The following is a 26,825-nucleotide window of genomic DNA, read 5'->3' as shown; positions in this document are numbered from 1 at the left end:
GATTGTTTCAACGAATCAATCATTTGGCGGCTGCAGCCTACCATTCATAGCGGATATCCGCCCCTCGTCCGACGCTGGCGTAAAGCGTGACGGATTCCCTTGTACGCCGAAGGGGAAGCGATCGACACTCAGCACTCACCTGCCCCTAAAATGGACCGGAGAATCTTTCCGGGAGAGATGCCATGAGCGATTCAACGATGGATTTCAGCCAAACCATGCTGGAACTGAACGAAGCCATCAACCAGCTGCGCGAGCGCGAGCCCGAGGATGTCTGCTGCTCCTTCTGCGGCAAGCCGCAGTCTGCCGTAGGCATGCTGGTGCCGGGGCCCAACTCGGTCTATATCTGCGACCTGTGCGTCACGCGTGCCGCGCGCCTGATCTCAACCCGCAGCTAAGCCTCCAGTAGCTTGCGGATCGGTGCCGGGAGCCCCAACTGCGCCAACGCCTCACGCGGCACCCAGCGCAAGGCCGCCTGCGCCACGCCAGGCGGCACGCGAGCGAGGCAAGTCCGCCAAGGCTGGATTTGCAGACGGAAATGGGTAAACACATGCTGCACCGGCGGCAGAGCCTCCCAGTTCTGAGGCGCCTGACCTAGATAGCGTAGCGCGGCCTGCGCCGGTGTTTCGCCCTCGATCATTTCGGGCAGGCTGAAGAGCCCTCCCCAGATCCCCTGCAGCGGCCGCTGCTCAAGCAAAACAGTGCCTTCAGCCTCGATCAACAGCAGCTCGGCACTGCGCTGAGGCTGCGCTTTCTTGGGCCGCGGCACCGGCAGACTGGCAGTCAAGCCATGCGCACGGGCATGACAGGATTCACTCAAAGGGCAAGCTTCACAGCGCGGCCGGCTGCGCGTGCACAGCGTTGCACCCAGATCCATCTGGGCCTGCGGATAGATTTCGAGCCCGGTCTCCGGCAGCAAGGATTCCGCCAAAGCCCACAGTTGCTGCTCCACCGCCCGCTCGCCGGGGAAACCACTGATGCCGAAATGCCGGCACAGCACGCGCTTCACATTGCCATCGAGAATCGCCACCCGCTCGCCGTAGCAGAAGGAGGCAATCGCCGCAGCAGTCGAACGGCCGATCCCAGGCAGGCTGGTGAGTAGCGCTGCGGTGGCCGGGAAGCGCCCACCATGCTCACTCATCACGGCCTGTGCGGCCCGATGCAGGTTGCGCGCCCGGGCGTAGTAGCCCAGCCCGGCCCACAGCGCGAGTACCTCGTCGAGCGGGGCTGTCGCCAGCGCAGCAACATCCGGAAAACGCACCAGAAAACGCAGGTAGTACGGGATCACCGTATCCACCTGGGTCTGCTGCAACATGATTTCAGACAGCCAGACACGGTAGGGGTCGCGTGTGTTCTGCCAGGGCAGGTCGTGGCGGCCATGTTGGCGCTGCCAGGCCATCAGGCGGGTAGCAAAGTCACTCATGGGGCCGGAGCCTAGCATCGCTGACGACCGTCCGGGCCCAGAAGTATCGCACTCCGCTCAAGACAGCCCCCCGCTGTGCCGCTAAGCAAGGAAGTTTCCGCATATTCCGGGTGTGATCATGGGCAAATTTTCTGCTGGGCTGCTCTGTGCCGTATGTTGCCTGCCACTGCAGGCGGCCGACTGGCTAGTGGTAGCCAAAGACAAGCTGCGCAGCATCGAGATTGATCGAGGCAGCGTAATGGAGTCCGACGGTGGCTCACGAGTAGCTTGGGGGCGCATCGTGCTCACCGAGACTCAGGCCGACAAAGCCGGCTACAAGACCCTGCGTGCACTGAACCGTTACGACTGCCGCACGCGCAGCTTCACTCTCGTCAAACGCGTCTATCTGTCGGCAGATGACCGCGTACTACGCGAGGAAAACGTTGATGCCAGCAGCCCCAGCGTCGTTCGCCCGGGCACCGTCGATGAGCGCTTCCTGAACGAAATCTGCCCGCCTCCTGCCGCTGAAACAGCGAAGAAAACCAGCCCGGCCAACAAACGCAGCCTGCAGGAAATCGCCGATGAGGCCGGTCGGCGTGCCGCCGCGGCCGGCAGTACGGAGGGCAGCGAGCGTCCCTTTCGCCGGGCCGAGCTCCGGCTCGTCAAGGACGAATCCCCCGCCGCCAGCGCAAAGCCAGCCGCTCCGGGCTCCACAGCCGCTCATGGAGAAATCTCCGCCAAGCCGCCGCTGAACCCGGAACCCAAAGCCGCCAGCCAGGAAGCTCCCACTCCGCCGGTGTATCGCGCGGCACCGCCGCAATACATGCCCCGGCCGGTCGCACCGAAAGCCCCCAAAGCCCCGGCCAGCCATGAGGTCGCGGCGGCTCCGGTAGCTCACAACCCACACGCCCACTGGAGTTACGAAGGCGAGACCGGCCCTGAATTCTGGGCCTCGCTGAATCCGGCCAACAGCACATGTAGCCGCGGCAACCGGCAATCCCCGATCGACATCCGCGACGGCATCCGCGTCGATCAGGAGGAGCTGCTCTTCGACTACAAGCCCTCCTATTTCCGCATCGTCGATAACGGCCACACGATCCAGGTCAATTACGGATCCGGCTCCATGCTCACGGTCATGGGGCGCAACTACGAGCTGCAGCAATTCCACTTTCATCGGCCGTCCGAAGAGCGCGTCGGCGGACGCTCCTTCGCGATGGTGGCGCATCTGGTGCATAAGGATCTGGAGGGGCGCCTGGCGGTCGTCGCGGTACTGATCGAGGAAGGCGCAGCCAACCCTCTGATCCAGACCCTGTGGAACAATCTGCCGCTGGAGAAGAACGAGGAATACACGCCAAAAGCCTCCATCCGCATGAGCGAACTGCTGCCCGCCAGGCTCGATTACTACAGCTACATGGGCTCACTCACCACCCCGCCGTGCACCGAAGGCGTGCTGTGGCTGGTGCTCAAGCAACCGATGAGCCTATCGCGCGAGCAGATCGAAATCTTCAGCCGCTTCTATAGCAACAACGCCCGCCCGCTCCAAGCCCAGAAGGGGCGCGTAATCAAGGAGAGCCGCTAGGCAATGGAAGGCGCCGCGCCAGACCGTAGAACACCGGCTCGGCGCCACTTGCCCGTGCGGCGACATGGCCAAGGGTGGCGGCCAAAATCAGCGGGATCATCAATTGCTGATTGCTGCTCATCTCCAGCACCACCACGAAGGAGGTGATCGGGGCCTGAGTCAGCCCTCCCAGATAGGCAGCCATGCACAGCAAGGCCAGCGCCCCAAGCGTGCTGCCGGGGCAGAGAAACTCTACGAAACCGGATAAACCGGCGCCGATGGCCAGCGAAGGCGCAAAAATGCCGGCCGGAATGGAAGAGGCGAAAGTGATCAGCAGGGACAGCATTTTCAGCGGACTGTAGTACAAGGGCATGCTAGCGGCGCTGGTCACGGCCTGTCGCGCCTCCTCATAGCCGGTTCCCCATGTCAGCCCGCCACTGGCCAATCCTAATAAAGCGGCGCAAAGCCCGCAGGCCGAGGCAAAGTACATCGGCCGCCCGACCCGCAAGCTGCGCAGGCGCGCCGGCAGAAGGCGTTCGACGTTGATCGCGGCACGCGAAAAGAGGCCTCCAGCCAGCCCACCCAATACACCGCACAGCAAGAGCGCATCGAGTTCGCTGAACACAGCCAGAGTGGCCGCATTGCGGCCGAAATACAGGTAGTTGCCAAGCAGTGCAGTTGAAGCCAGGCCTGCCAGTACGACAGCCATCAGGGTGGTGGCATTGGCATTGAAGCTGCGCTTGCGGCTGAGTTCCTCGATCGCAAACATGATGCCCGCCAATGGCGTGTTGAAAGCCGCGGCGACCCCGATCGCACCACCTGCCACCAGCAACTGGCGCGGGCTCGCAGCGTGACGCAGGTAGGACCAGCGCGCGCCCCCCTGCATGATCGCAGCCCCCAGAAAGATACTCGGCCCTTCACGCCCGGCAGCCGCACCCCACAACATGGCCAACGGCGTCAGCAGGAGTTTGCCGAGTGCGGCACGAAAGCCTGGCATGCGCACTCCATGATCGAGGGCAGCGGCGACCGTCTGTGGAACCCCACTCCCCTGCGTACCGGCAAAAATCCGCAGGCTCAGCCAGCTGCTCAACGCAAAACCGGCCGGCATCCACAGCAGGGCCAGCCAGGGCGACATCGCCATCAGCCGCAGGTGCATCAAGGCCGCCCAATCCGCCAGCACCGCCAGCAGGATCACCCCGCACGCAGCCAGCAGGGCCAGCGCACCGAACAGCCCCCGCCCCTGCCAGCGCCCGGCCCGCAGCGGAATCCGCCAACTGCGTGGCAACTTCGCCATCAGTGCTTCAAATCGCACATGCCTCTCCTCGTCTAAACAGCAACGAACTCATGCAAGCGACGTGCCTTCAGCCTTGCGCATCCAGCGCCTCACCCAGAAAACGCTCCAGGCGCACATCACCGCCATAAGCCACGTTCAGGCGCAACCACGGAGATGCCTGGCCTTGCGGGCGGAACAGGGTACCGGGCGCGAGAATGATGCCCTGCTGCGCAGCGCGTGCGGCCAGCGCTACGGCATCGTCCACGCCGGGAATCCTCGTCCAGATGAAGACCCCGCCTTGCGGCGCGATGAAGGGCGTGAGCCCCACCTTGTCGGCCAGGCGCAGGGTGCGCGCACTGGCCTCACCGAGACGGTTGCGCAAACGCTCCACATATTTTCGGTAGTGGCCCTCGGTCAACATCCGATACACCATATCCTCGGCCGCTTCGGGGGTGGCCAGCGAGGTCAGCACCTTGATGTTGGTGAGGGCCTCGGTGATGTCCGGACGGGCCGCCACAAACCCCACCCGCAGATTGCCGGACAGGGTCTTGGAGAAGCTGCTGATGTAGACCACCCGATCCAGGTGATCGAGTGCCGCCAGGCGCGTCGTAATGCCCGGATGCAGATCACAGTAAGTATCGTCTTCGACAATATGGAAATCGTGGCGCGCCGCGCACTGCAGGATGCGATAGGCATTGGCTGGCGAGAGACAGGCACCGGTCGGGTTATGCAACACCGACTGGGTGAAATACACCTTCGGTTTGTGTTCGGCGGCCAGGCGCTCAAGCTCGGCCGCATCCGGTCCCTCGGGCGTCCACGGCACTCCGATCAGGCGCGCACCATGCAGGCGCAACAGGCCGAAAAGCGAGAAATAGCCTGGATCATCCACCAGCACCGCGTCACCGCGCCGGACGAAGTGGTGCACCGCCATATCCAGCGCTTGCGTGGCACCATGCGTCAGCACGATCTGCGCCGGCTGCACCGCGATACCCAGTTCGGCCAGCTTGAAGGGCAGATGCTGGCGCAGCGGCAGGTAGCCCTGCGGGCAGCCGTAGTCGCCCAAATTGCTGCCCTCGTCGCGCAGCATGGCACGTAACTGGCGCCGCAAGCCCTCCTCATCCAGCCAGCTGCGCGGCAGCCAGCCGGCACTCGCGCGCAAGCCCTCGGCCCCCGCATCCAGTGCCTGACGCATCAACCAGGCTGCATCCACAGCCGCACTGGCAATCGGCGCGGGATGAGGATTACTCGCTGGCAAGCTGCGATTAGCGACGTAAAAACCGGACCCACGGCGCGACTGGACATAGCCCTGAGCCACCAGCCGGTCATACGCCTCGACCACCGTGAAGCGGCTCACCTCATGGTTTTCGGCGAACTGGCGGATCGCCGCCAAGCGTGCTCCCGGGCGCAACACGCGATCTTCGATCTGGCCACGAATGGCGTGCACGATCTGATCTACGAGCGGCACGCCGCTCTCGGGGGAAAGGCTGATTTGCAGCATGTGTCGGCTCCTCCGGCCATGTCCGTGCCGGTGATTGGACCGGTACAGTGCGTTGCATTGCCAGAATTATTGTACCGGTCGGAAAACAGAATTGTCCTCTATTGTCTTGCTGCACGACAACAAAACCGGGAGCCATCATGTTGCCGCAAACTACCTCAGCCACCTCCAGTTTTTCACGCCTGCAAACCCTCGCACTGTGCGCTGGCGTCATCGCCATCCCACTCCTGCTGGGCCTGGCCGGCGAGAAAATGCGCGCCATCACGAGCCCGGCTCCGACGCTGCAAAGCTTCGACGCCAGTCGCCAGATGCTCTATGTAGCGCAGGCCGATGGCAGCGTGCGGGTGCTGAACCTGCGCAACACCGTCGGCGAAATCGGTGCTTTGCGCAGCGCCGAACGGCGTGAGGTGCGAGCCATGAAGTTGCAGGCAAACGGTCACGAACTGTGGCTGCGCGGCGACGATGCCGATTACCGCTACGACGCGCACAGCCTGCGTCTGATCGCTCGCGAAGCATCCGTCGCGCAAACCCTGGCCATGAGTGCACCAGCCGCCGGCCCGTTGCAACGCTGAACAAAAGAAACGCAGAAAAACAAAAAGGGACCACGAAGGTCCCTTTTTCATTTCGCCAGAATCTCTGGCGAAGCACCCGGCACTTACTTCACACGGCTCTTGTATTCATCGGTACGCGTATCGATTTCGATCTTGTCGCCGATTTCAACGAAGGCCGGTACCGGCAATTCGAAACCGGTCGCCAGGCGAGCGGGCTTCATCACCTTGCCGGAGGTATCGCCCTTCACAGCAGGTTCGGTGTACTCGACCACGCGGACCACGGAGGTGGGCAGCTCAACCGAGATGGCCTTCTCGTTATAGAACACCACTTCGCACTTCAGACCGTCTTCCAGATACTTCAGCGCGTCGGTCATGTTGTCGGCTTCGATGTCGTACTGGTTGTACTCATCGTCCATGAACACGTACATCGGCTCGGCGAAGTAGGAGTAGGTCACTTCCTTGCGGTCTAGTTGAACGACTTCAAACTTGTCGTCAGCCTTGTAGACGAATTCAGAGCCGGCTTCGGTGAGCAGGTTCTTGAACTTCATCTTCACTTGAGCGGCGTTACGGCCACCCTTCGAGTATTCAGCGCGTTGCACGACCAGCGGCTCGGAGCCGACCATCACGACGTTGCCGACGCGGAGTTCTTGAGCGGTTTTCATAGGGGACACCTTAAAGCGGCGCCCGGATGTGCGCCTGACAAGTTTACAAAGCCGGGCATTCTAGCAAGTTTTTACAGAAAATCAGCAGCTTGGAAGCCAGATCAGGCTCTGAAACAAGATTTTTTGTCCATCGCTGTGCGTGCTTCTGCAAGCCCGGCAGCTCGGCCAGCAGAGCGGGCCAACAGGCGTCAGCCCCCTCCTCGTCTTCCCAGGCCTGCCAGAATTTGCACAGCGCACGACTTTCCATTTCCCCCAGAGTCTTGCAGTAAAGCGCGAGAAAAGCCGCCAGCTTGGGAAGATGTGCGCCCTCATCCTGCTGATAGATGTGCCACACCAGAGGCCGCGCGGCCCACTGGGCACGCACGAAGGAATCTTCGCCGCGCACGAAGTTCAGATCACAGGCGGCCAGCAGCAGGTCGTAATCCTGCTGGGAGAGGAAAGGCAGGAAAGCCAGGCGCAGGCGCCCCACCTGCGGAAGCGGCCGGTGGGCGCGAGCCGGCATATCACCGCCGTTGGCCACGCCCTTAGCGGCAAGCCAGGCCTCAATCTGCGGCAGATGCCGCCCGGCAGTGACAGCGCAGAAGATTTCACGCTCGCCGTTTGCCCAAGCATCAAGCAGGCCCGGCAGCGCAGCGTTTTCATAGGCAAACATCGAGATCTTCAAGACCTCATCTGCCACGCAAGCGCCGCTGATGCGCTGCCAGAATGCGTTCTGAGCCGAGGCACTCGATTGAAATATGTGCAGCGTGTCGACAAGCCGGTTTTCGCGAATCAGACCACCAGTTGCTGGCGTAAAACCCGGAAAGAAGAAGTGTTTGACCAAGGGCAGGCGTGGATGCGGCGAGGGCAAGGCATGGCTGCCGGCGGCCCAGTCTTCCGCGGTGAGGTATTCGAGATTGATCCACACCGGCCGGTGGGCGCGCGCCGCCATTGCCCGCACGTAAGCCTCGGGTGGGTCACAAGCAAAAGCTTCGATCACGAGATCAGCAGCTTCGGCCTGCACTGCGTCCCGCCAGCGGCAAATGCGCACCCCAGCCACCTCCTGCACCGCGACATCCACCGCCACGCCCCCTTCCAGCCGGGCAAAGACTGCCAGATCATCGACCCACAAGCACACGGCCAGGCCATGCTCGGCCACCAGTTGTCGGGCAAGGCGCCAGCACACACCGATGTCGCCATAGTTATCGATGACTTTGCAGAAGATGTCGCAGCGCGTGACGGACATGACAGGATTGATCAGAATGCGGGGTCCCCACATTGTCCCAGCAAGTCACAACAAGATGGAAAAACAGCTCAAAGCCGATGTGCGCGGCCTGCTTGGCCGCCTGCCGATGTTTGCCGCCGTGGATGGCGAAGCGCTGGACCGGATTGCCGCCAGTGTCACTGAACATCGCCTGGCGCGCGGTGATGTGCTGTTCCGCCAGAACTCGCCCTGTACCGGCTTCTATGTGGTGGTACATGGTCAGATGAAGCTGGCGGTGACGGCGCCCAACGGCAACGAAAAAGTGCTGGAAATCATCCCCGCCCACATGAGCTTCGGCGAGGCTGTGATGTTCCTCGGCCGCCCGTTCCCGGTGACGGCCGAAGCCCTGACCGACTCACTGATACTGGGCGTGCCGCGCGACCCGGTGCAGGACCTGATCGACAGCGACAAGCTGTTTGCCCGCAAGATGCTGGCCGGCCTGTCGCTGCGCCTGCACTCGCTGGTCAAGGATGTGGAGGGCTATGCCCTGCGCTCCTCCACCCAGCGCCTGATCGGCTACCTGCTGCGCGAGGCGGGAGACGATGCCGCCGGCCCGGTCGAAATCGACCTGCCAACCAGCAAACAGGTACTGGCTTCGCGTCTCTCGGTCACCCCCGAGACCTTCTCGCGCATTCTTCACAACCTGTCGGCCGACGGGCTGGTGGAGGTGGATGGCAAGACCATCCGCGTCGCAAACCTTGCCCGCCTGCGCGACCATGAGGCCTGACGGCCTCCGAAACTTGTCAGACAAAGGCGCTAGAATGCTGCAATGCAGCTGACCCGCAACCAGATCCAGCTCTTTTCCCTCATTGCCGTCTCGATGCTGGCCCACATCACGATGGGGGGCGGGCGGATCGCTGCATCGCTCTACATGCTCAAGCATGGCGGCTCGGAAGCCCTCGCAGGCATTGCCTACAGCGGCTACAGCCTGCTGCCGGCCCTGCTCTCGCTTGCGATGGGTAAATGGATAGACCGGGTCGGCGCTCGCAAGGTGATGCGCACCAGCCAGCTGATCATGATCGCTGGCCTGGCCCTGCCAGCCTTACAACCTTCCATGTTCACCGTCCTCGGTGCCGCGCTGGTTTGCGGTTTCGGTTTTGCCAGCTACATGCTGGCCGCGAACGTTGCCGTCAGCCTGATGCCTTTCCAGCACGAAGGCGAGCGCGTGGGCATGCTGGGCTGGCTGGGCATGGGAAATTCGGTGGCCGCCGTTGGCGGGCCGACCATTGCCGGCTTCGTGATCGACCACGGCGGCTTTGCGGCCGCCTACGCCACGATGGCTGCCATCGTGCTGGCCAGCCTGGCCATGTCCTTCTGTGTAAAAGTACCAGGCGGCGAAGCACAGCCACGCAAGGGCAAGGGGCAAGGCAGCAGCGTGGTAAAAATGGTGTTCTCGGATCCTCGCCTGCTACGCATCTACCTGCTGGCGATGGCGGTTTCGATGGCCTACGACTGCTTCGCGTTCATGACGCCGGTGCTGGGGCATGAGCGCGGCCTGTCGGCCACGAGCATCGGCCTGATCATGTCCTGCTTTGCGGTGGGCACGTTCTCCTCGCGTGCGCTGCTGCCCTGGCTGTCCCGTCGTATGGTCGAATGGCGCCTGATGACGCTAGCCTATGCCATCACGGCGACAAGCTTCGTGTTGCTGCCATTTGCGCATCAGGTCTGGCTGCATGCCGCACTCGGCTTCTGCTTCGGCCTGTCCGCAGGCGTTGGTCAACCCGCCATCCTTGGCCTGATCTACCGGGTGATGCCAGCTGACAAAGCGGGTGAAGGTGCCGGCCTACGCGCCATGATGGGGAACACCATGGGGCTGACCGCACCCTCCTTGTACGGCGCAGTCTCCGGGCTGGTCGGTGCAACGCCAGTCTTTCTGGGTGTCGGTCTGGTCGCCGGTTTTGCCAGCTGGCAAGCGGACCGCGGCTGGCGCCTCAGTCGCCGGAGTTGAAGCGGGCGCGGTCAAAGCATCAGAAGCTGATCGCCATACCCAGAGACCAGCCGGACACCCCTTCACCAAACACATGACGCGCCACCAGGCGGGCGCGCTGAGTCAGCGGCAACCAGGTCGCGCTGGTATCCAATTCCAGACCAAATCCGAGCGAGAACAAACGCTTGAAACCCAAGGCATAGGCCTGATCACCGAAAAATTCGGAGTAGGTGCCTTCATAAACATAACGAACCGGCCGTTCGAACGCGACCCAACCGGTCGGCACCCGCAGTCGGCTCCATACATTCAGGCTTTCTGCGGTGGCACTGCCATTCATGGACGCATCCAGATCGCTCTTGGTGCGCAGAGTGACGTTCGTATAACGAATCTCCAGATCCGTGTCGTACTCAGGCGTGAATTTCTCCCAATCCAGCATCAGCGAACCGCCATTGCCATAGGCGCTCATCTTGCCGCCTTTCAGAAAATCGATATCCGAGCCGGTCCTGTAATTGATGAAACTCGCCGCAAGCGAAGCATCGCTACTGACATAGCCCTGGGTGTAATTGAAGATGGGTCGCAGGGAGAGCTCCGGCATCAGCTTAAAGTCCCAGCCAAGGCCTACAGTCACCGAAGCGGTATTCCATTTCGTCGGAACTTCTCGCTCTTCCGTACCGTTGCTGACAAGGAATTTCGGATCAAAGCGCGAGTAGGCCGCGTTCCCCTCCATATAAACAGGCACGTCTTTGCTCAGCGTGAAGCCGCCCCCCAACTGGGACATCTGCAAATTCGGATTACCCGTCGAGCCACTGCTCAGTGACAGGGAGCTGGTGGTGACGTCCGGCGTGATGGTGAAGGTCATCAGCGTCAGCACTGCATCAGCATTCCTCTTTACGTTCGTGCCGATGACTTGCTGCGCCTGTGCTTCCGACAGCGCACCCGCAGAGAACAGAAGGAGGGCCGCAAGACGGACTTGAAAGAAGCAGAGGCGAGGGTTGCGCATGGCATTCAAGGCAGAAGTAATGAAGTGATTCTGAGCGTACACTCCGAATGCTGCAATATGCCTGCAGGGACGGTCTCCATCGCAAAAGTCAGTACGGGAACCACGCCGAAGTATGCAAGTCGAACCAGTAAGCCCCGATATTTCAAACACTTCTGTTATTCACTCAGCGCACTCATGCTCCATCCAACCAACATCGAATTGCTCGCCGCGATCCTTTTTGCGCTGGCCCTGATTCACACATTCTCCACTCGCCTGTTTGAACGCTTGGCTCACCAGCACCCCAAACACGGAGGGCTGTTTCACCTCCTGGGCGAAGTCGAGGTCGTCTTCGGCTTCTGGGCGATGGTGCTGTTCGTACTGATGCTCTTCCTTGATGGCAAGACCGCTGCTACCACTTACGTTTCTTCACGCAGCTTCATCGAGCCCCTGTTCGTGTTCGTCATCATGGTCATCGCAGCCAGCCGACCGATCATGGAGATGGCAGCACATCTAGTCAGAAGTCTGGCCAGACGCTTGCCACTTCCCCGCGACACGGCCCTCTACATTCTCTGCCTGGGGCTGCTGCCGCTGGCAGGCTCTTTCATCACCGAACCCGCCGCAATGACCGTCGCCGCCTTGATGCTACGCGACAACTTCTATGCGCGCGAAATGAGCGAGCGCTTCAAGTACGCCACCATCGGTGTGCTCTTTGTGAATATTTCTGTCGGTGGCCTGCTCACCTCCTACGCGGCCCCCCCTGTGCTGATGGTGGCGGGCGCTTGGGGCTGGGACACCGGCTTCATGCTTAGCATGTTCGGCTGGAAGGCCGCCGTTGCGGTGCTGATCAATACCGCTACAGTCTGCTGGCTGTTCCGTAAGGAGCTGATGAACCTGCCTGAACGCGAAATGGCCGGCGGAGCGACGACCCCGTTAGCGGTCAATCTTATTCATATAACATTCTTGGCCGCCACGGTTTTCTTTGCCCACTACCCTATCGTTTGCATCGGCCTGTTAATGGCGTTCATCGGCTTCACGCATGCCTACAAGCGCTACCAGAGCCCATTGATGGTGACCGAAGCCTTGCTGGTGGCTTTTTTCCTCGGTGGTCTGGTGGTGCTCGGAGGCTTGCAGGAATGGTGGCTGAGCCCACTCCTGATGAGCATGAGCGAACAGGCGGTATTTTTCGGCGCCACCGCGCTGACAGCGATTACCGACAACGCAGCACTGACCTATCTGGGCTCACTCGTTGAAGGCCTCAGCGATGGCTTCAAATACGCCCTGGTTGCCGGGGCGGTCGCTGGCGGCGGCTTGACCGTGATTGCCAATGCACCGAACCCGGCCGGCGTTTCGTTGCTGCGCGGCCACTTTGCCGACGAATCGATCGGCACGCTGCCACTTCTACTGGCCGCATTGCCTCCCACGCTGGTCGCCATGGCGGCGCTATTCCTGCTTTGAGCGCAGCACACGTAAAAAAGCCCGCTGATGTGCGGGCTTTTTTACATGTGCCAACGCGGAATCAACGATCGTAAGGATCATCCTGATCCAGCACATCCCGCTGTCGCTGCACGAACTCCTGAGTGGAATCGATCCCACGCAACTGTAGGATGGTGTTGCGCACGGCCGCTTCCAGCAGCACAGAAAGGTTGCGGCCCGCAGCCACTGGCAGCACAACCCGGCGCACCGGCACCCCCAGAACATCCTGCGTGTCTTCATCATCCAGCGCCAGGCGCAGGGGCTCGTTCTGGGCCCCGGTACGGCGCTGCAAGTGGGCGATGAGCTTGAGCTTCATCTTGCGTCGGCAGGCCGTTTCGCCAAAGATGGTGCGGATATTGAGAATGCCCAGGCCACGTACTTCGAGGAAATCCTTGAGCATGTCCGGACAACGGCCTTCCAGCACTCCAGCGGCTACGCGCGAGATTTCGACTACATCATCAGCCACCAGACCGTGGCCACGCGAAATCAGTTCCAGCGCCAGTTCAGACTTGCCGGCCCCCGAGTCGCCGGTGATCAGCACCCCGACCCCCAGCACATCCATGAACACCCCATGCAGTGAAACCCGCTCGGCCAGCTTGCGCGAGAGATAGGCGCGCAGTACATCGATTATCCGGGCGGACTCCAGCGGCGAAGCCATTACTGGCACCCCAGCCTCATCACAGGCGCGGCGGAAGAGCTCGGGCACTTCACAGTCATCTGCCACGATCATGCCGGGCGGGGTGGCGGCAAAAAGATCCATCATGTGCAGATCGAGCTTATCCCGGCTCTGCCGGCGCGCCCAGGCGAACTCAGCCTCACCGAGGATCTGCAAACGATTCGGGTGAATCATGTTGAGGTGGCCAACCAGATCAGCGGGCCACACCCGATTGTCAGACACCGACAGGAAGGAATCCAAACGCCCGGCCACATGGCGCAGCTGCAAGGCTGCGCGATTGACTTCAAACAGCTGAGCTACGCTCGCTCGCCGCATGGAGGCTCCAGTTCTGGAAGGCTGCCGCAATGGCGGCGGAATCTGGTGCGCTCAGCAGGGTGTCACGAAACCCCTTGTCACTGAACATCTGGGCGAGTTCGGCGAGCAGACGCAGGTGGGTCTCATTGGCCTGCTCCGGCGCCAGCATCACGAAGAACAGACTGACCGGCAATCCATCCGGCGCATCAAAAGGGATCGGGCTAGCTGTGCGCAGGAAAGCGCCCAGCGGCTCTTTGAGACCTTTGATGCGCTGATGCGGAATCGCAATTCCCATCCCAAGCCCTGTCGAACCAAGTTTTTCGCGCTGGTTCAGTGCATCCACCAGCTTGCGGGCCGCGAGGCCACTGTCGCGCTCGCACAGCTCGCCAATGGCGGCGAACAAGCCGTCACGCGCGGAGGCCGCTACATCGACACGGATGCGCACGGGGTCAAGGATCTGCGAAATCAGGTTCATGAGTCTTTACAGCACAGCGGCGAGTCTCCGGACCGGAGCTCGCCGCTTTCTGGGTTTCAGAGCGGTTGAGGCAGAAGGCCTCAACCATCGCCGGCCGGACAATTCTGCCTGTCCAGACCGGCTGCGTCCAGCGCTTCAGCTGGCGCTCTCGGCGCCTTGCCGTTTCATCGATTCACGGTTGTGATCGCTGATCTTTTCCTTGTGCTTGAGAACCTGACGATCCAGCTTGTCTGCCAGCGCATCAATGGCGGCATACAGGTCGTCGTCTTCACTTTCCACGTGGATATCCTTGCCGCGCACGTGAACAGTCACCTCTGCTTTCTGCTTGAGTTTCTGTACCGAGAGGGTCACATGGGTCGCCGTAACATGATCGAAATGGCGAATCACCCGATCGAGCTTGGAAACCACATATTCGCGCAAAGCGGGAGTGACTTCCAGATGATGGCCGGTGATGTTGAGATTCATAAAACTACTCCTCTCCTGTTAGATCGACTTGCGCTGACTGACCGGCGGAATATTCAGCGACTCCCGGTATTTCGCAATCGTCCGGCGTGCCACCACGATACCCTGCTGGCCCAACAATTCGGCAATCCTGGCATCCGACAGGGGTTTTTTCCCGTCTTCGGCCGCGACCAGCTGGCGAATCAGCGCGCGTATCGCCGTTGCTGAACATGCACCACCGGTATCGGTGGAAACATGACTGCCAAAAAAGTATTTCAGTTCGAACACACCGCGGGGACTGGCCATGTACTTCTGGGTGGTCACCCGCGACACCGTTGACTCATGCAGCTCCAGCTCTTCGGCGATCTCCCTCAGGGTCAGCGGACGCATGGCCACTTCACCATGATCAAAGAACTGGCGCTGACGTTCGACGATGGCCTGCGAAACACGCAGGATGGTGTCGAATCGCTGCTGCACATTCTTGATCAGCCACTTGGCTTCCTGCAGCTGTCCCGACAAGGAACTACTTACGCCCCTGTTCTGTTGAAGTATATCGGCGTAGACCCGATGGATCCTGAGCCTCGGCATGGCCTCTGGATTGAGGCTTACCGTCCAGCCGCTACGTTGCTTGCGCACCACCACGTCCGGAATCACGTAGCGCGTTTCCATCGGTGCAAATTGAGCCCCCGGACGCGGATTCAAATGACAAATGAGTTCCTGAGCTGCGCGCAAGGCATCATCATTGCAGCCCAGGCGCCGCTTGAGGCGCGCGAAATCGCGCGCAGCCAGCAATTCCAGATTGCCGTCCGCGATCAGCATGGCGTGCTCGCGCGTGGCACTTTCCGGCAAAGCGCGAATCTGCAGGAGCAAACACTCCTGCAAGTTGCGAGCGCCGATGCCAGCGGGGTCAAGGTTCTGGACCTGATGCAAGGCAATGTTCAACTCATCGAGTTCTACTTCCCATTCGGCCGGAATCAGCGGCAGAAGTTCCTCGAGGTCCTGCAGCAACAAACCGTCGTCGTCCAGCGCTTCGATGATCAGCTGCACCAGCGCACGATCACGATCAACCAGCGGCATCAGGGCGACCTGCCCCAGCAGGTGATCCCGCAAGGAAGTAGCGGCGGCCTGGAATTCCTGAAAGTCGGAATCATCGTCGTCCCCACCGCCATTCCGCGAGGCGCCTTCCGTGCGCCATTCGGCAGCTTCGCCGATATCATCATCCGAAACGCTGTCGTAAGCCTCTCCGATGTTGTCCGGCATGTCCGTCACGCTCGGCGACTCGAAATCCTCATCGCCGGAGGATGAAGCAGAGGATTCGATGCGGTATTCCTCACCCGCCGTTGCCACACTGGCTTCGCCCGCCTCGACAGGGACGGGTCCATCACTTTCCTCGTCGCCGCCTTCACGCTCCAGCATCGGGTTTTCGAGCAGGATGCGTTCGATCTCCTGATTGAGTTCGAGCGTGGACAGCTGAAGCAGCTTGATGGATTGCTGCAACTGCGGGGTGAGTGCAAGTTGCTGGGAAAGGCGGAGCTGAAGCGAGGGTTTCATTCTTTACAGACGGGGAGGTGCGGAGCGGCCAAGCCTAGAGGCGGAAGTGTTCGCCAAGGTAAATCTGCCGTACCTGTTCATTCTGCACGATTTCTGCCGGTTTGCCGCCAGCCAGTACCTCACCCGCATTGATGATGTAGGCGTGATCGCAAATACCGAGGGTTTCGCGCACATTATGGTCGGTAATCAGCACGCCGATACCGCGCGCCTTGAGGTAACTGATGATTTTCTGGATATCAATCACTGCAATCGGATCAACGCCGGCAAAAGGCTCATCCAGCAGGATCAGACGCGGACGGGTGGCCAGCGCACGCGCGATTTCGACGCGGCGGCGCTCACCGCCGGACAAGGACATAGCGGTCGCTTCGCGCAAATGGCCGATGTTGAGTTCATCCAGCAGCTCATCCAGACGTTTTTCCATGTCTGCGCTGGAGAGCTTTTGCAACTCCAGCACCGCCATGATGTTCTCGGAGACCGTAAGTTTGCGGAACACCGAGTTTTCCTGCGGCAGATAGGAGAGCCCTTGGTGCGCCCGTTTGTGGATCGGCCAATGGGTGAGCTCGGTTCCATCGAGATGGATCTTGCCGCCATCGGCACGTACGAGGCCGACGATCATGTAGAAACAGGTGGTCTTGCCTGCGCCGTTCGGCCCCAGCAAGCCCACCACTTCGCCACTGCCAACCTCGAAGGACACGTCGTGCACTACGGTGCGTGCCTTGTAGCGTTTCTGCAGATTGCTAACCCTGAGCAGACTCATCCAGTGTTTCTTTCAAGAGTTTCCTGATGATGTCGACCGCAAACCCTCTGGTCTGCAGGAAGCGCGCCTGACGCGCCCACTCCCTGTGATCCTGCGGCAACACCCCGAATTTTTTCTGCCACACGCTGTGCGCGCGCATCAGTTCATCTTCCTGCAAAGCCTCGCCCATGGCGCCAGCTGCCGTCTCGCGATCCACACCCCGGTCATCCAGCTCACGACGGATGCGCGCGGCACCAAAGCGGCTGGCGCGCGATCTCACGAAACTCTCGGCAAAGCGCTCGTCAGACTGCAGACCTGTCTCTGCCATGCGATCCAGCACGGCTTCGACATCATCGTCGGCGCCGGCTCTTGCCGCCAGCTTGCGCCGCAGCTCCAGCCTCGAATGTTCGCGCGTGGCGAGCAGGCGCAAGGCTGTCGAGCTGAGCGAAGCGGCGGGCTTCTTCAAACAGCTTACTCCGCTTCAGCCACAGTAGGCATCACGGCAACCCCCACACTGGCACGCACCTTGTTTTCGATCTCGAGTGCCAGCGCCGGATTGGCACGCAGGAATTCACGTGCATTGTCCTTGCCCTGGCCGACCTTCTCACCGTTGTAGGCGTACCAGGCACCGCTCTTGTCGACGATTTTGTGATCGACGCCCATGTCGATCACTTCGCCTTCACGTGAAATGCCTTCGCCATAAAGAATGTCGAAGTGGGCTTCCTTGAAGGGAGGCGCAACTTTGTTCTTGACGACCTTGACCTTGGTTTCGGAGCCGACGACTTCGTCGCCACGCTTGATCGTGCCGGTGCGGCGAATATCCAGACGGACCGAGGCGTAGAACTTGAGTGCGTTACCACCGGTGGTGGTTTCCGGGTTGCCGAACATCACACCGATCTTCATGCGGATCTGATTGATGAAGATGACCAGCGTATTGGTGCGCTTGATGTTGGCCGTCAGCTTACGCAGAGCCTGACTCATCAGGCGCGCCTGCAGACCGGGCAACTGATCGCCCATTTCACCTTCGATTTCGGCCTTCGGCGTGAGCGCGGCGACCGAGTCGATAACCACGATATCGATACCGCCTGAACGCACCAGCATGTCGGCAATTTCAAGGGCTTGCTCACCGGTGTCAGGCTGCGAAATCAGCAGATCCTCAACCTTGACGCCGAGCTTTGCTGCGTATTGCACATCCAGGGCATGCTCTGCATCGATGAAGGCGGCCGTACCGCCAATTTTCTGCATTTCGGCAATGACCTGCAGGGTCAGCGTGGTCTTGCCGGAAGATTCCGGACCATAGATTTCCACCACCCGGCCACGCGGCAGGCCGCCGATGCCCAGCGCAATGTCCAGCCCGAGGGAGCCCGTGGAAACGGCCTGGATGTTTTCTTCCAGTTTGCCGTCACCCATGCGCATGATGGAACCCTTGCCGAACTGCTTCTCGATCTGGGAGAGTGCGGCGGCAAGTGCCTTGGCCTTGTTGTCGTCCATGAAAGTCCTCACTGAGTGGTCTGAAGGATTATGGCACAGAGCTTGCTGTACGAAACCGAAGTCCGCCCCGCATGCCAACTCGACTCCGCCCGGGAGCCGACTGCGCCAACTACTGTACAAATATACACCATCATTTCTGCGACACAAGTCACAGCTCGAAAACTTGCTTTGTGAGAACAAGTTAAGGCACTTGGCGCCCCTAACCGCTTAGGTGATGATTCGCGTCCGCAGCTCATGAATACACCGCCCCCAGCCCCGGAACCCCACCATGCTTCGTAAGTCGCTTGCCCTGCTCACCGCGTGTTGCCTGCTCAGTGCCTGTCAGAACAAGGAGGCTGCACCAGCGGCAGAAAGCTCGGCTCCCGTCAGCGGGGTATCTGCGCCCGCCGCATCGGCTCAGGGCAGGCCGCAAAGCGTATCAACCACCATCAGCCGGGTGGAGGACGTGCCTATCGTGATCGAGACGCAAGGCAGCGTCGTACCGCTGGACGAAGTGGATCTGCGTCCGCAGAAAAACGGCATGATCACCGCCATTCATTTCACGGAAGGCCAGGAGGTACGCCGCGGCCAGTTGATGTTCTCGATGGACTCACGCGACGACGATGCCAACGTCGGCAAGGCCGAGGCCGGTGTGGCCAGTGCCGAAGCACAGGCGGCAATTGCCGAGCGTGATCTGAAGCGCGCTCAGGAAATGTCTGAAAAACAGTTCATCTCACCCTCGGCACTGGACACGGCACGCAACAAAACCGATACCGCCCTTGCCAATCTGGGTCAGGCACGCGCCAGTCTGGAGCAGGCTCGGGTCGGTCGTACCTATACCCGCATCGTGGCCCCTTTTGATGGTCGTGCCGGCGTGATCAATGTACGCCCCGGCAGCCTCGTGACGTCCAACTCCACCGCCACTGCACTGGTGCGCCTGACTCGCATGGATCCGATCGGGGTGAGCTTCTCGATCAGCGAACGTGACATCGGCCCCTTGCTCGTCGCGCTGCGTAAGGGCCCGGTCAAGCTCAGCGCGCGCACCAATGCGCAGGCCGTGCTGAAGGGCGAAGTAAGCTTCGTTGACAGTTCGGTAGATCGCGCTTCAGGCACCTTGCTGATCAAGGGGCGCTTGGAGAACAAGAATCGACTGGTATGGCCGGGCCAATACTTGTCGGTAAAACTCGAAGCCGGCAAGCTCGACAATGCCGTTGTGCTGCCGGCGCAAGCGGTGGTGAACGGTCCCAACGGGCGCTTCGTGTACGTGGTGCAGGACGATCAGACCGTGCAGCCGAAGAACATCGAACTGCTGCGCATCGCGGATCAGCGCGCCGTCGTATCCGGCATTCCGGCGGGCGTGAAGGTTGTCTTGGAAGGCACCCAAAATCTGCGCCCCGGTGTGAAGATCACGGAAACGAAGGGTGACAAGGAAGGCAAAGGTAAGCGCGCCGAGAAAGCCTCGGACGACAAGGCCGCAGCCCAGCCCACAGCAGCCGCCAATACGGCCGGAGGCGTTGAAATACCCCCCGGGTTCACGCCACGCGACCCGGACCGCTGGGCTGCCGCCAGCGACGAGCAGAAGCGCGAGATCCTTGCCCGCTGGCGCGAGCGTCAGGCACTCAAGGCGGCTGCGCAATGAAGTTCACCGAGCAGAGCATCCATCGTCCGGTCGCCACGACCCTGCTGTGGCTGGCCGTGATGATTGGCGGTATCGCCGCCTGGTTCAAGCTGCCGATCGCAGCCCTGCCCTCCTTCAACCAGCCGATCATCCAGGTCAGCGCCAGCCTGCCCGGAGCCAATCCGGAAACCATGGCCAACTCAGTGGCCACGGTACTGGAGCGCCAGTTTTCGACGATCTCCGGCCTCAAGATGATGACCTCCTCCAGCACCCTGGGGAGCACCAACCTGACGCTGGAATTCATCCCCTCGCGCGATATCGATGCCGCCTCGGTGGATGTTCAGGCAGCGATCATGCGCGCCAACCGCCTGCTGCCCAAGGACATGACCACGCCGCCAAGCTACCGCAAGGTCAATCCGGCGGACGATCCCATCCTCTTCATCACCCTGGACTCACCCTCGCTATCGCTGGACCAGCTCAATGACTACGCCGACAACCTGATCTCGCCGACCCTTGCCACGCTGGACGGGGTGGCCCAGGTCAGCATCAACGGCCAGAAGCGCTATGCCGTGCGCGTGACGGTCGATCCGGCTAAGCTCGCCGCACGCGACCTCTCCATCGGTGAGCTATCCACCGCTCTGGCCGCCGCCAACTCCAACACGCCGATGGGCTCACTCGAAGGTGCGCGCCAGACGCTGGTGATCACCGCCAACGACCAGCTCATGAACGCCACCGACTTCGGCCGCATGATCGTTGCCGTGAAGAACGGCCAGCCGGTACGCCTCGCCGATGTGGCTGAAGTGGTCGACAGCGTGGAGAACATCAAGAGCGCCAGCTGGGTCAATGGCAAGCGCGGCATCAACCTGCAGGTCCTACGCCAACCGAGCGCCAACACCGTGGCCGTGGTGGATGCGGTACGCGCCGCCATCCCCAAGCTGCAAGCGCAACTGCCGGCCTCGGTGGATATCAGCATCCTCAATGATCGTTCGACCTCGATCCGCGAATCCATTCACGACGTGAGCCTCACCATGCTGCTCACGATCGGGCTGGTGATGTTGGTGATCCTGATGTTCCTGCGCCGCATCTCGGCCACCCTGATTCCCTCGGTTTCCCTACCCTCCTCGCTTCTGGGCACCTTCGGCCTGATGCTGTGGGCCGGCTTCAGCCTCAACAACATCTCGCTGATGGGCCTCACCATCGCCATCGGTCTGGTCGTCGATGACGCCATCGTGGTGCTGGAAAACATCGTGCGCCACATCGAAAACGGAGTGAAGCCCTTCCCGGCCGCCGTGCGCGGCGTGCGCGAAGTGAGCTTCACGGTGATCTCGATCTCGATCTCGCTGGTCGCCGTGTTCATTCCGATCTTCTTCATGCCGGGCACCGTGGGCCTGATGTTCCACGAGTTCGCGGTGGTCGTGACGCTGTCCATCGCCGTCTCAGCGCTCGCCGCCCTGACCGTGATTCCGATGCTGGCGGCGCGCTTCATCCATCACCACCCGGAAGAAGCAACGCACGCCCCCGCCTGGAGCCGGGCCTTCGAGCGCGGCTTCGAGGCGGTCCTCAACGCCTACGGCCACAGCTTGGCCTGGACGCTCAAGCGCCGCTGGCTGATGCTGCTGCTGGCGCTGGCCACCTGCGTCGGCACCGTGTGGCTGTACCTGATCATGCCCAAGGGCTTCTTCCCGGATGAAGACATCAGCCAGGTGCGCGCGCCAGTCACTCCTGCCCAGGACATGTCCTGGCAAGCCGTGCGCGACATGACATTGCAGTACGACGCGCGCATCCGCCGCAATCCCTACGTGCTGGATGTGGTCTCCAACATGAACGGCAGCGGCACCCGTGGTTTTATCTTCATCACCCTCAAACCCAAGGGTGAGCGTCCGCCTATGAAGGAAGTGCTGGAAAGCCTGCGCAAGGATGCGGCCGGCATTCCCGGCGGACAAATCTCCTTCTCCGCGATCCAGAACCTTCGCATCGGTGGGGTGAGCTCGGCCTCGCGCTTCCAGTACACCCTGCAATCGGTGGACTACGACCTGGCCGCCAATCAGGCCGAACGCATGCAGCGCCGACTGCGCGAATCGCCTCTGCTGAAAGATATCGCTACCAACTCCGAGCGGCGTGCCGTGCAGGCCAAACTGGTGATCGACCGCGATCAGGCCCTCGCCCTCGGGGTGGACATGCAGAGCCTGCGCAATGTGCTCAACGCCTCCTTCGGCGAACGCCAGGTGACCTCGATCTACGCGCCGCAGGACAACTTCCCGGTGCTGCTGCAGTGGGCCGACGAGTACCGCGATGACGAGAGCGGGCTGGACTTCCTGCGCGTGCGCGCCAAGGGCGGCCAGCTGGTGCCGGTCACCGCCTTTGCGCGCATCGAACGCGCAGCCGTCAACAACTCGGTGAACCACCAGGGGCAGATTGGCGCAGTCACTCTGTCCTTCAACCTCGCCCCGGGTGTCACGCTCTCGCAGGCGATCGACGAAGTGAAGAAGATCAAGGAAGACCTGGCCATGCCGGCCAACGTCTTCGGCGCCTTCGCAGGTGATGCAGCGGTCTATCAGGAATCCCAGGGCAGCCAGCTATGGCTGATCCTGATCGCCATCGCCGTGATCTACGTAGTGCTGGGCGTGCTGTACGAAAGCTGGATCCACCCGATCACCATCCTTGCGGGCATTCCCTCGGCGGCCGTGGGCGCACTGCTCTCGCTGCAGCTCGCCGGGCTAGAGCTCTCCTTCATCGCCATGGTAGGCATCCTGCTGCTGATCGGCATCGTGAAAAAGAACGCCATCATGATGATCGACTTTGCGCTGGAGGCGCAGCGTAAGGAGCACCTCTCACCGCACGACGCCATCCGCGCGGCCAGCCGCCTGCGTTTCCGCCCGATCATGATGACCACCCTGGCAGCCATCATGGGCGCGCTGCCAATCGCCCTGGGCCTCGGTGCCGGTGCCGAACTGCGCCAGCCGATGGGGGTCGCGATCGTGGGTGGTCTGATCTTCTCGCAGCTAATCACGCTCTACATCACGCCAGCGCTCTACCTCTCCTTCGACTGGCTGCAGCACAAGCTGGGGCTGATTGAAAAGAAGGCGCACTGACAATACGGGCGGGCACCAGGCAGTTTGCCAGCCCCCGCCCCATGCCGCGTAAGATGGGCGCTCCTGCCCATCTCCTCGCGAGGCTCCCATGCACGCAGATCGCTTCGTAGCGCTGTTTATTGATGCCGACAATGCGCCGGCCAGCCATGTGGACGTCATCCTCAACGAGCTCGCCGGCTTCGGCACCGTCAGCATCCGCCGCGCCTACGGCAACTGGAAGGGCGAGCGTCTGAACTCCTGGGAAAAGCTGCTGCATGAATACGCCATCCAGCCGATCCAGCAGTTCGATCTCACCAAGGGCAAGAACGCAACCGATATCGCACTGGTGATCGACGCCATGGACGCGCTCTACGCACGCCACGTGGACGTCTTCGCGCTGGTTTCGTCAGACTCGGACTTCACCCCGCTGGCGACCCGCCTGCAGGCCGACGGCAAAACCGTGGTCGGCTTCGGCGAACGCAAGACCCCGCTGCCCTTCGTGAATGCCTGCTCCAAGTTTCTCTACCTCGATCGCGAGGAAGAGCAGCCGGAAGCGGCCAGCGGCAACATCGTCAGCGTCAGGAAATGGAATGCCAACGAGCTCAAGGGCGACGCCAAGCTGGTGACCCTGCTGCGCAACGCAGTACAAGCTGCCGAAGGCGATGATGGCTGGTCCCAGCTCGGCCGTGTGGGCGGCCACATCGCCAATCAGGCCTCCTTCGACGCGCGCAACTACGGCTACAAGAAACTGGTGGATCTGTTCAAAGCGGTCGACCTCTTCGAGCTCGAGCAGCGCGAAGGCAAGGGCGTTTGTGTGCGCGACAAGCGCCGCGCCAAGTCAGCCTCCGGCGGGTAAGCCCAGATCTAGAACCCCTTGCAGCGCCCTTAGTACGGCCGCCTCGCGCACTGCGACCCGATCGCCAGGCAGCAGCAACGTGAGGCATTGGGCCGGGTAGCCACGCCGCTGCCAGCCGAAGCACACCGTTCCAACCGGCTTCTCGGCCGTGCCACCGGCCGGGCCAGCGATGCCTGAAATCGCCAGCAGGACATGCGCAACGGACTTCGCCAGCGCGCCGGCCAGCATCTCGCGCACCGTTTCCTCGCTCACCGCTCCGTGAGCATGCAGCGTCAGCGGCGACACACCCAGCATCTCGACCTTGGCCTCGTTCGAGTAGGTCACGAAACCGCGATCGAACCAGCCGCTTGAGCCGGCTATTTCGGTCACCGCAGCGCAGACCAGTCCGCCAGTGCAGGACTCGGCCGTCGCCAGTTGCCAGCGTTGGGCCTGCAGGGCGATGCCGACCTGCGCGGCGAGGGAGATGACTTCAGGCGACATGGGACACTCCGATTACGGCGATGTAACGGCATCTTACGCCTGGCATATTGCAGCCGCGCTCAGTCTGCGGGGGCATGTTCGCGTCTACCAGAAACGCAGCACCAGCCACAGACAGAGCAAGGTATAGAGCGCCGCAAGCAGATCATCGAACATGACGCCCAGACCGTTCTTGAAGCGGCGATCCGCGATGTAGATCGGCCAGGGCTTGAGAATGTCGAAGAAACGGAACACCACCACGCCCGCCAGTTGCCAGCCAAAGCCCTGCGGAATCAGGGCCAGCACCAGCCACACGGCAACAAACTCATCCCACACGATGGCGCCATGATCCACCTCGCCCAGCGCCTTGCCGGTGCGCTCGATGCATACCGCGCCCAGCATGAAGCTGGCAAGGATCAGCATCACGGCCATGCCCTCGAAGTGCCACGCCGCCGGCACCCGCCAGCTCAGCAGAGCGTAGACGCCCCAAGCCGCAAAGCTGCCGAAAGTACCTGGCGCTTTCGGCGCAAGGCCGGAGCCAAAGCCGAGCGAAATGAAATGGGCGGGATGGGAGAGCAGGAGCTTGAAGGTCGGTTGCATGGCAGCCTTGAGGACAATCAGCGCCGGAGGGGCAGGCCTCCAGGCCGTCAGTCTGTCTGGAAGTGATCGAAGCCACCAGCCTGCAAGGCCTCGGCCACGCCGTCACCCCGTTGCAGCCACAGACCGGGTTTGTCGAGAATGCGGCCGATGCGGTGCAAGGGTAGTTCGAGGTGGCGGCCGATGGCTTCCACGTGCCCGCGCTGCTCACGTGGGGCGGCAAACAGCAGCTCGTAATCATCGCCTCCGGAAAGCAGTGCTTTGGTAGCCGCCTCGGTACGTTTGCAGGCGGCCAGCAAGGGTTCCAGTGGCAGGAGGGTTTCGTCCAGGATGGCGCCCACTTCGGAGGCCTCGAGAATATGACTGAGGTCCCCGCACAGGCCATCCGACACATCCAGCATGGCGCTCGCCACACCTCGCAGGGCCAGACCCAGCGCGACCCGCGGCAAGGGGCGGTGCAGGCGTTCGAGACAAGCCTCGCGCCAGTCGCTCACCAGCTCCAGGCGATCCTTCAGATGAGCCAAGCCGAGCGCAGCCATGCCGGGCCAGCCGGACACCCACAGATCGTCACCATGATCCGCCCCCGTTCGGCGCACGGCGGTATCCGGCGAAACTTCGCCGAAAATGGTGGCGCAGAGGTTCAGCGGCCCACGCGTGGTGTCGCCCCCCACCCAGTCAACGCAATAGGCTTCGCAGCAGTCGCGAAAGCCCCGCGCCATCGCCCCGACCCAAGCCTCGTCAGCTTCTGGCAAGGCCAGTGCCAGGGTGATCCAACGCGGCTCGGCGCCCATCGCGGCCATGTCCGAGATATTCACGGCCGCAGTCTTCCAGCCCAACAGAAAGGGATCGGCATCGGCAAAGAAATGGCGCCCGGCCACCAGCATGTCGGTCGACACGGCCAGTTGCATACCGGGACGCGGCTGCATCAGCGCGGCGTCATCCCCAACCCCGAGCACAGAGTGACTCACGGGGTAGTGGAAGTGGCGCTTGATCAGCTCGAATTCGCCTGCCATGGGGAGTGGGGAGTGGGGAGTGGGGCCGGCTTGCCGACTCCCGACTCACTGCTCCTTATTTTTTCCTCTGCTTGGCCGAGTGCTCAACTTCTGCCGCGCGCACAGTCGGCGCGAACTTGTCGAGCACGCCATTGATGTAGCGGTGACCATCCGTGCCGCCGAAAGACTTTGCAAGCTCGATGGCCTCGTTGATCACCACGCGATACGGCGTTTCGATGCGATGAGTCAGCTCGTAAGCGCCCAACAGCAGGATGGCGCGCTCGATCGGCGAGATTTCGCCCAGGGGACGATCCACGAAAGCAGCCACGCTGGCTTCTAGCGCATCGGCGTTTTCGGCTGCGCCGCGCAGCAGCACCAGTGCCAAGGGCCGGTCAGCGCGCGTCCAGGCTTCATTTTCCTGCTCAAGGTGATCTTCGATCACCGGCAGGGAGTTGCCACTCATGCGCCACTCGTAGAGGCCCTGCATCGCGACTTCGCGCGCCAGGCGACGCGGAGTCTTCTTCGGGGCTTCTTGCGGAATCAGTACTTTGTCATCGCTCATGCGCGGATTGTCCTCAACAGCTTGGCCATTTCAATGGCGCATTCGGCGCATTCACGCCCCTTCACATCCATGCGCACTTCAGCCTGTTCATCGGTATTGGTGGTCAGCACGCCATTGGCCACCGGAATATTGCAATCGAGCTGGACGCGGGTGATACCCGCTGCCATTTCATTGGAAACCACTTCGAAGTGGTAGGTATCGCCGCGAATCACGGCGCCGAGTGCGATCAGCGCATCGTATTTGCCGGTTTCGGCCAGGGTCTTGAGGGTCAGCGGCATTTCCAGCGCACCCGGCAGCTTGCAGACCAGGATGTCACTGGCGGCCACGCCCCGAGCCAGCAGCTCGGTCAGGCAGGACTGCAGCAGGCCTTCACCGATGTTGGCGTTAAAGCGTCCGATCACGATGCCGATGCGCAAACCCTTGCCATCCAGATCGGGAGAAATTATGGGGATGTTGTCAAAACTGGACAT

At 61.6% G+C, this 26,825-nt stretch carries 27 protein-coding genes; 9 read left to right on the top strand and 18 right to left on the bottom strand.

The window, feature by feature from the left end:
- Positions 1-182 precede the first annotated feature (182 nt).
- Positions 183-395: a ClpX C4-type zinc finger protein gene (locus tag C0V76_RS03630; protein WP_216821637.1), complete on the top strand. Its 213-nt coding sequence runs from the start codon at positions 183-185 to the stop codon at positions 393-395.
- Here C0V76_RS03630 and mutY read toward each other — a convergent pair.
- Positions 392-1,420 carry an A/G-specific adenine glycosylase gene (mutY, locus tag C0V76_RS03625; RefSeq protein ID WP_101941046.1) on the bottom strand — a complete coding sequence of 343 codons (1,029 nt, stop codon included), beginning with the start codon at positions 1,418-1,420 and terminating at the stop codon, positions 392-394. The genes C0V76_RS03630 and mutY overlap by 4 nt on opposite strands.
- A gap of 118 nt (positions 1,421-1,538) precedes the next feature.
- Between mutY and C0V76_RS20165 the strand changes: the two genes are divergently transcribed.
- Positions 1,539-2,978: a carbonic anhydrase gene (locus C0V76_RS20165; RefSeq protein ID WP_101940965.1), complete on the top strand. Its 1,440-nt coding sequence runs from the start codon at positions 1,539-1,541 to the stop codon at positions 2,976-2,978.
- On the opposite strand, the gene C0V76_RS03615 is transcribed toward C0V76_RS20165, so the two are convergent.
- The gene (locus C0V76_RS03615) at positions 2,962-4,269 is read right to left on the bottom strand and encodes a chloride channel protein (RefSeq protein WP_101940964.1); all 1,308 of its coding nucleotides are present in this window, start codon (positions 4,267-4,269) and stop codon (positions 2,962-2,964) included. The genes C0V76_RS20165 and C0V76_RS03615 overlap by 17 nt on opposite strands.
- 49 nt (positions 4,270-4,318) lie before the next feature.
- Positions 4,319-5,728: a PLP-dependent aminotransferase family protein gene (locus C0V76_RS03610; protein ID WP_101940963.1), complete on the bottom strand. Its 1,410-nt coding sequence runs from the start codon at positions 5,726-5,728 to the stop codon at positions 4,319-4,321.
- Between the two features lie 137 nt (positions 5,729-5,865).
- Between C0V76_RS03610 and C0V76_RS03605 the strand changes: the two genes are divergently transcribed.
- Complete coding sequence (locus C0V76_RS03605) at positions 5,866-6,297, top strand: hypothetical protein (protein WP_101940962.1); 432 nt, start codon at positions 5,866-5,868, stop codon at positions 6,295-6,297.
- An 83-nt stretch (positions 6,298-6,380) separates the two neighbouring features.
- Here the strand turns inward: C0V76_RS03605 and efp are convergent, their stop codons facing one another.
- Together efp and earP are read right to left on the bottom strand one after the other, a co-directional pair.
- Positions 6,381-6,938, bottom strand: coding sequence for an elongation factor P (gene efp / locus C0V76_RS03600; protein ID WP_101940961.1), 558 nt, complete (start codon positions 6,936-6,938; stop codon positions 6,381-6,383).
- A 43-nt stretch (positions 6,939-6,981) separates the two neighbouring features.
- On the bottom strand, positions 6,982-8,163 hold the full coding sequence (gene earP, locus C0V76_RS03595; protein ID WP_101940960.1) for an elongation factor P maturation arginine rhamnosyltransferase EarP: 1,182 nt from the start codon (positions 8,161-8,163) through the stop codon (positions 6,982-6,984).
- A gap of 55 nt (positions 8,164-8,218) precedes the next feature.
- Between earP and C0V76_RS03590 the strand changes: the two genes are divergently transcribed.
- Both C0V76_RS03590 and C0V76_RS03585 read left to right on the top strand, forming a co-directional pair.
- Positions 8,219-8,908 carry a Crp/Fnr family transcriptional regulator gene (locus C0V76_RS03590; RefSeq protein WP_101940959.1) on the top strand — a complete coding sequence of 230 codons (690 nt, stop codon included), beginning with the start codon at positions 8,219-8,221 and terminating at the stop codon, positions 8,906-8,908.
- A gap of 42 nt (positions 8,909-8,950) precedes the next feature.
- A complete protein-coding gene (locus C0V76_RS03585) occupies positions 8,951-10,129 on the top strand; it encodes an MFS transporter (RefSeq protein ID WP_101940958.1) in 1,179 nt (392 codons plus the stop codon).
- A 19-nt stretch (positions 10,130-10,148) separates the two neighbouring features.
- On the opposite strand, the gene C0V76_RS03580 is transcribed toward C0V76_RS03585, so the two are convergent.
- Positions 10,149-11,150 carry a hypothetical protein gene (locus C0V76_RS03580; protein ID WP_216821636.1) on the bottom strand — a complete coding sequence of 334 codons (1,002 nt, stop codon included), beginning with the start codon at positions 11,148-11,150 and terminating at the stop codon, positions 10,149-10,151.
- Between the two features lie 132 nt (positions 11,151-11,282).
- On the opposite strand from C0V76_RS03580, the gene C0V76_RS03575 reads away from it, so the two are divergent.
- Complete coding sequence (locus C0V76_RS03575) at positions 11,283-12,542, top strand: putative Na+/H+ antiporter (protein WP_101940957.1); 1,260 nt, start codon at positions 11,283-11,285, stop codon at positions 12,540-12,542.
- Positions 12,543-12,603: 61 nt separating this feature from the next.
- On the opposite strand, the gene hprK is transcribed toward C0V76_RS03575, so the two are convergent.
- The 7 genes from hprK to recA all read right to left on the bottom strand — a co-directional run bounded on the left by hprK (position 12,604) and on the right by recA (position 18,224).
- Positions 12,604-13,551: an HPr(Ser) kinase/phosphatase gene (gene hprK / locus C0V76_RS03570; RefSeq protein ID WP_101940956.1), complete on the bottom strand. Its 948-nt coding sequence runs from the start codon at positions 13,549-13,551 to the stop codon at positions 12,604-12,606.
- Positions 13,520-14,005, bottom strand: a complete 486-nt coding sequence (locus C0V76_RS03565; RefSeq protein WP_101940955.1) for a PTS sugar transporter subunit IIA — start codon at positions 14,003-14,005, stop codon at positions 13,520-13,522. The genes hprK and C0V76_RS03565 overlap by 32 nt, the downstream gene beginning before the upstream one ends.
- A gap of 135 nt (positions 14,006-14,140) precedes the next feature.
- The gene (gene hpf / locus C0V76_RS03560) at positions 14,141-14,470 is read right to left on the bottom strand and encodes a ribosome hibernation-promoting factor, HPF/YfiA family (RefSeq protein WP_101940954.1); all 330 of its coding nucleotides are present in this window, start codon (positions 14,468-14,470) and stop codon (positions 14,141-14,143) included.
- An 18-nt stretch (positions 14,471-14,488) separates the two neighbouring features.
- Entirely contained in the window at positions 14,489-15,997 is a 1,509-nt protein-coding gene (locus C0V76_RS03555) for an RNA polymerase factor sigma-54 (RefSeq protein WP_101940953.1), read from the bottom strand.
- Positions 15,998-16,031: 34 nt separating this feature from the next.
- A complete protein-coding gene (lptB, locus tag C0V76_RS03550) occupies positions 16,032-16,754 on the bottom strand; it encodes an LPS export ABC transporter ATP-binding protein (protein ID WP_101940952.1) in 723 nt (240 codons plus the stop codon).
- Complete coding sequence (recX, locus tag C0V76_RS03545; RefSeq protein ID WP_101940951.1) at positions 16,735-17,199, bottom strand: recombination regulator RecX; 465 nt, start codon at positions 17,197-17,199, stop codon at positions 16,735-16,737. Before recX ends, lptB begins: the two co-directional genes overlap by 20 nt.
- Before the next feature lie 5 nt (positions 17,200-17,204).
- Positions 17,205-18,224 (bottom strand): recombinase RecA, encoded by a 1,020-nt coding sequence (recA, locus tag C0V76_RS03540; protein ID WP_101940950.1) that lies wholly within the window; start codon positions 18,222-18,224, stop codon positions 17,205-17,207.
- A gap of 268 nt (positions 18,225-18,492) precedes the next feature.
- Here recA and C0V76_RS03535 point away from each other — a divergent pair, with 268 nt between their 5' ends.
- The 3 genes from C0V76_RS03535 to C0V76_RS03525 all read left to right on the top strand — a co-directional run bounded on the left by C0V76_RS03535 (position 18,493) and on the right by C0V76_RS03525 (position 23,748).
- The gene (locus tag C0V76_RS03535; RefSeq protein WP_101940949.1) at positions 18,493-19,842 is read left to right on the top strand and encodes an efflux RND transporter periplasmic adaptor subunit; all 1,350 of its coding nucleotides are present in this window, start codon (positions 18,493-18,495) and stop codon (positions 19,840-19,842) included.
- Positions 19,839-22,913 carry an efflux RND transporter permease subunit gene (locus C0V76_RS03530; protein WP_101940948.1) on the top strand — a complete coding sequence of 1,025 codons (3,075 nt, stop codon included), beginning with the start codon at positions 19,839-19,841 and terminating at the stop codon, positions 22,911-22,913. Before C0V76_RS03535 ends, C0V76_RS03530 begins: the two co-directional genes overlap by 4 nt.
- A gap of 88 nt (positions 22,914-23,001) precedes the next feature.
- Positions 23,002-23,748 carry an NYN domain-containing protein gene (locus tag C0V76_RS03525; RefSeq protein WP_101940947.1) on the top strand — a complete coding sequence of 249 codons (747 nt, stop codon included), beginning with the start codon at positions 23,002-23,004 and terminating at the stop codon, positions 23,746-23,748.
- Here the strand turns inward: C0V76_RS03525 and C0V76_RS03520 are convergent.
- The 5 genes from C0V76_RS03520 to ribH all read right to left on the bottom strand — a co-directional run bounded on the left by C0V76_RS03520 (position 23,731) and on the right by ribH (position 26,825).
- The gene (locus C0V76_RS03520) at positions 23,731-24,228 is read right to left on the bottom strand and encodes a CinA family protein (RefSeq protein WP_101940946.1); all 498 of its coding nucleotides are present in this window, start codon (positions 24,226-24,228) and stop codon (positions 23,731-23,733) included. The two genes, C0V76_RS03525 and C0V76_RS03520, sit on opposite strands and share 18 nt — an antisense overlap.
- A gap of 84 nt (positions 24,229-24,312) precedes the next feature.
- On the bottom strand, positions 24,313-24,804 hold the full coding sequence (locus tag C0V76_RS03515; RefSeq protein ID WP_101940945.1) for a phosphatidylglycerophosphatase A: 492 nt from the start codon (positions 24,802-24,804) through the stop codon (positions 24,313-24,315).
- Positions 24,805-24,851: 47 nt separating this feature from the next.
- Positions 24,852-25,814: a thiamine-phosphate kinase gene (thiL, locus tag C0V76_RS03510; RefSeq protein WP_101940944.1), complete on the bottom strand. Its 963-nt coding sequence runs from the start codon at positions 25,812-25,814 to the stop codon at positions 24,852-24,854.
- Positions 25,815-25,869: 55 nt separating this feature from the next.
- Positions 25,870-26,355 carry a transcription antitermination factor NusB gene (gene nusB, locus C0V76_RS03505; protein WP_101940943.1) on the bottom strand — a complete coding sequence of 162 codons (486 nt, stop codon included), beginning with the start codon at positions 26,353-26,355 and terminating at the stop codon, positions 25,870-25,872.
- Complete coding sequence (gene ribH, locus C0V76_RS03500) at positions 26,352-26,825, bottom strand: 6,7-dimethyl-8-ribityllumazine synthase (RefSeq protein ID WP_101940942.1); 474 nt, start codon at positions 26,823-26,825, stop codon at positions 26,352-26,354. Before ribH ends, nusB begins: the two co-directional genes overlap by 4 nt.

The organism is Uliginosibacterium sp. TH139, assembly GCF_002855595.1.
In the GTDB taxonomy this organism is placed as follows: domain Bacteria; phylum Pseudomonadota; class Gammaproteobacteria; order Burkholderiales; family Rhodocyclaceae; genus Uliginosibacterium; species Uliginosibacterium aquaticum.
The sequence above is the reverse complement of the archived record's forward strand: the minus strand, read 5'-3'. Positions and strand labels throughout refer to the sequence as shown.

Bases quoted from the DNA above. Each gene is read 5' to 3' on its own strand.
- C0V76_RS03630 (WP_216821637.1), top strand. From the start codon at position 183: ATGAGCGATTCAACGATGGATTTCAGCCAAACCATGCTGGAACTGAAC.
- mutY (WP_101941046.1), bottom strand. From the start codon at position 1,420: ATGAGTGACTTTGCTACCCGCCTGATGGCCTGGCAGCGCCAACATGGC.
- C0V76_RS20165 (WP_101940965.1), top strand. From the start codon at position 1,539: ATGGGCAAATTTTCTGCTGGGCTGCTCTGTGCCGTATGTTGCCTGCCA.
- C0V76_RS03610 (WP_101940963.1), bottom strand. From the start codon at position 5,728: ATGCTGCAAATCAGCCTTTCCCCCGAGAGCGGCGTGCCGCTCGTAGAT.
- C0V76_RS03605 (WP_101940962.1), top strand. From the start codon at position 5,866: ATGTTGCCGCAAACTACCTCAGCCACCTCCAGTTTTTCACGCCTGCAA.
- efp (WP_101940961.1), bottom strand. From the start codon at position 6,938: ATGAAAACCGCTCAAGAACTCCGCGTCGGCAACGTCGTGATGGTCGGC.
- earP (WP_101940960.1), bottom strand. From the start codon at position 8,163: ATGTCCGTCACGCGCTGCGACATCTTCTGCAAAGTCATCGATAACTAT.
- C0V76_RS03590 (WP_101940959.1), top strand. From the start codon at position 8,219: ATGGAAAAACAGCTCAAAGCCGATGTGCGCGGCCTGCTTGGCCGCCTG.
- C0V76_RS03585 (WP_101940958.1), top strand. From the start codon at position 8,951: ATGCAGCTGACCCGCAACCAGATCCAGCTCTTTTCCCTCATTGCCGTC.
- C0V76_RS03575 (WP_101940957.1), top strand. From the start codon at position 11,283: ATGCTCCATCCAACCAACATCGAATTGCTCGCCGCGATCCTTTTTGCG.
- hprK (WP_101940956.1), bottom strand. From the start codon at position 13,551: ATGCGGCGAGCGAGCGTAGCTCAGCTGTTTGAAGTCAATCGCGCAGCC.
- C0V76_RS03565 (WP_101940955.1), bottom strand. From the start codon at position 14,005: ATGAACCTGATTTCGCAGATCCTTGACCCCGTGCGCATCCGTGTCGAT.
- hpf (WP_101940954.1), bottom strand. From the start codon at position 14,470: ATGAATCTCAACATCACCGGCCATCATCTGGAAGTCACTCCCGCTTTG.
- C0V76_RS03555 (WP_101940953.1), bottom strand. From the start codon at position 15,997: ATGAAACCCTCGCTTCAGCTCCGCCTTTCCCAGCAACTTGCACTCACC.
- lptB (WP_101940952.1), bottom strand. From the start codon at position 16,754: ATGAGTCTGCTCAGGGTTAGCAATCTGCAGAAACGCTACAAGGCACGC.
- recA (WP_101940950.1), bottom strand. From the start codon at position 18,224: ATGGACGACAACAAGGCCAAGGCACTTGCCGCCGCACTCTCCCAGATC.
- C0V76_RS03535 (WP_101940949.1), top strand. From the start codon at position 18,493: ATGCTTCGTAAGTCGCTTGCCCTGCTCACCGCGTGTTGCCTGCTCAGT.
- C0V76_RS03530 (WP_101940948.1), top strand. From the start codon at position 19,839: ATGAAGTTCACCGAGCAGAGCATCCATCGTCCGGTCGCCACGACCCTG.
- C0V76_RS03525 (WP_101940947.1), top strand. From the start codon at position 23,002: ATGCACGCAGATCGCTTCGTAGCGCTGTTTATTGATGCCGACAATGCG.
- C0V76_RS03520 (WP_101940946.1), bottom strand. From the start codon at position 24,228: ATGTCGCCTGAAGTCATCTCCCTCGCCGCGCAGGTCGGCATCGCCCTG.
- C0V76_RS03515 (WP_101940945.1), bottom strand. From the start codon at position 24,804: ATGCAACCGACCTTCAAGCTCCTGCTCTCCCATCCCGCCCATTTCATT.
- thiL (WP_101940944.1), bottom strand. From the start codon at position 25,814: ATGGCAGGCGAATTCGAGCTGATCAAGCGCCACTTCCACTACCCCGTG.
- nusB (WP_101940943.1), bottom strand. From the start codon at position 26,355: ATGAGCGATGACAAAGTACTGATTCCGCAAGAAGCCCCGAAGAAGACT.
- ribH (WP_101940942.1), bottom strand. From the start codon at position 26,825: ATGTCCAGTTTTGACAACATCCCCATAATTTCTCCCGATCTGGATGGC.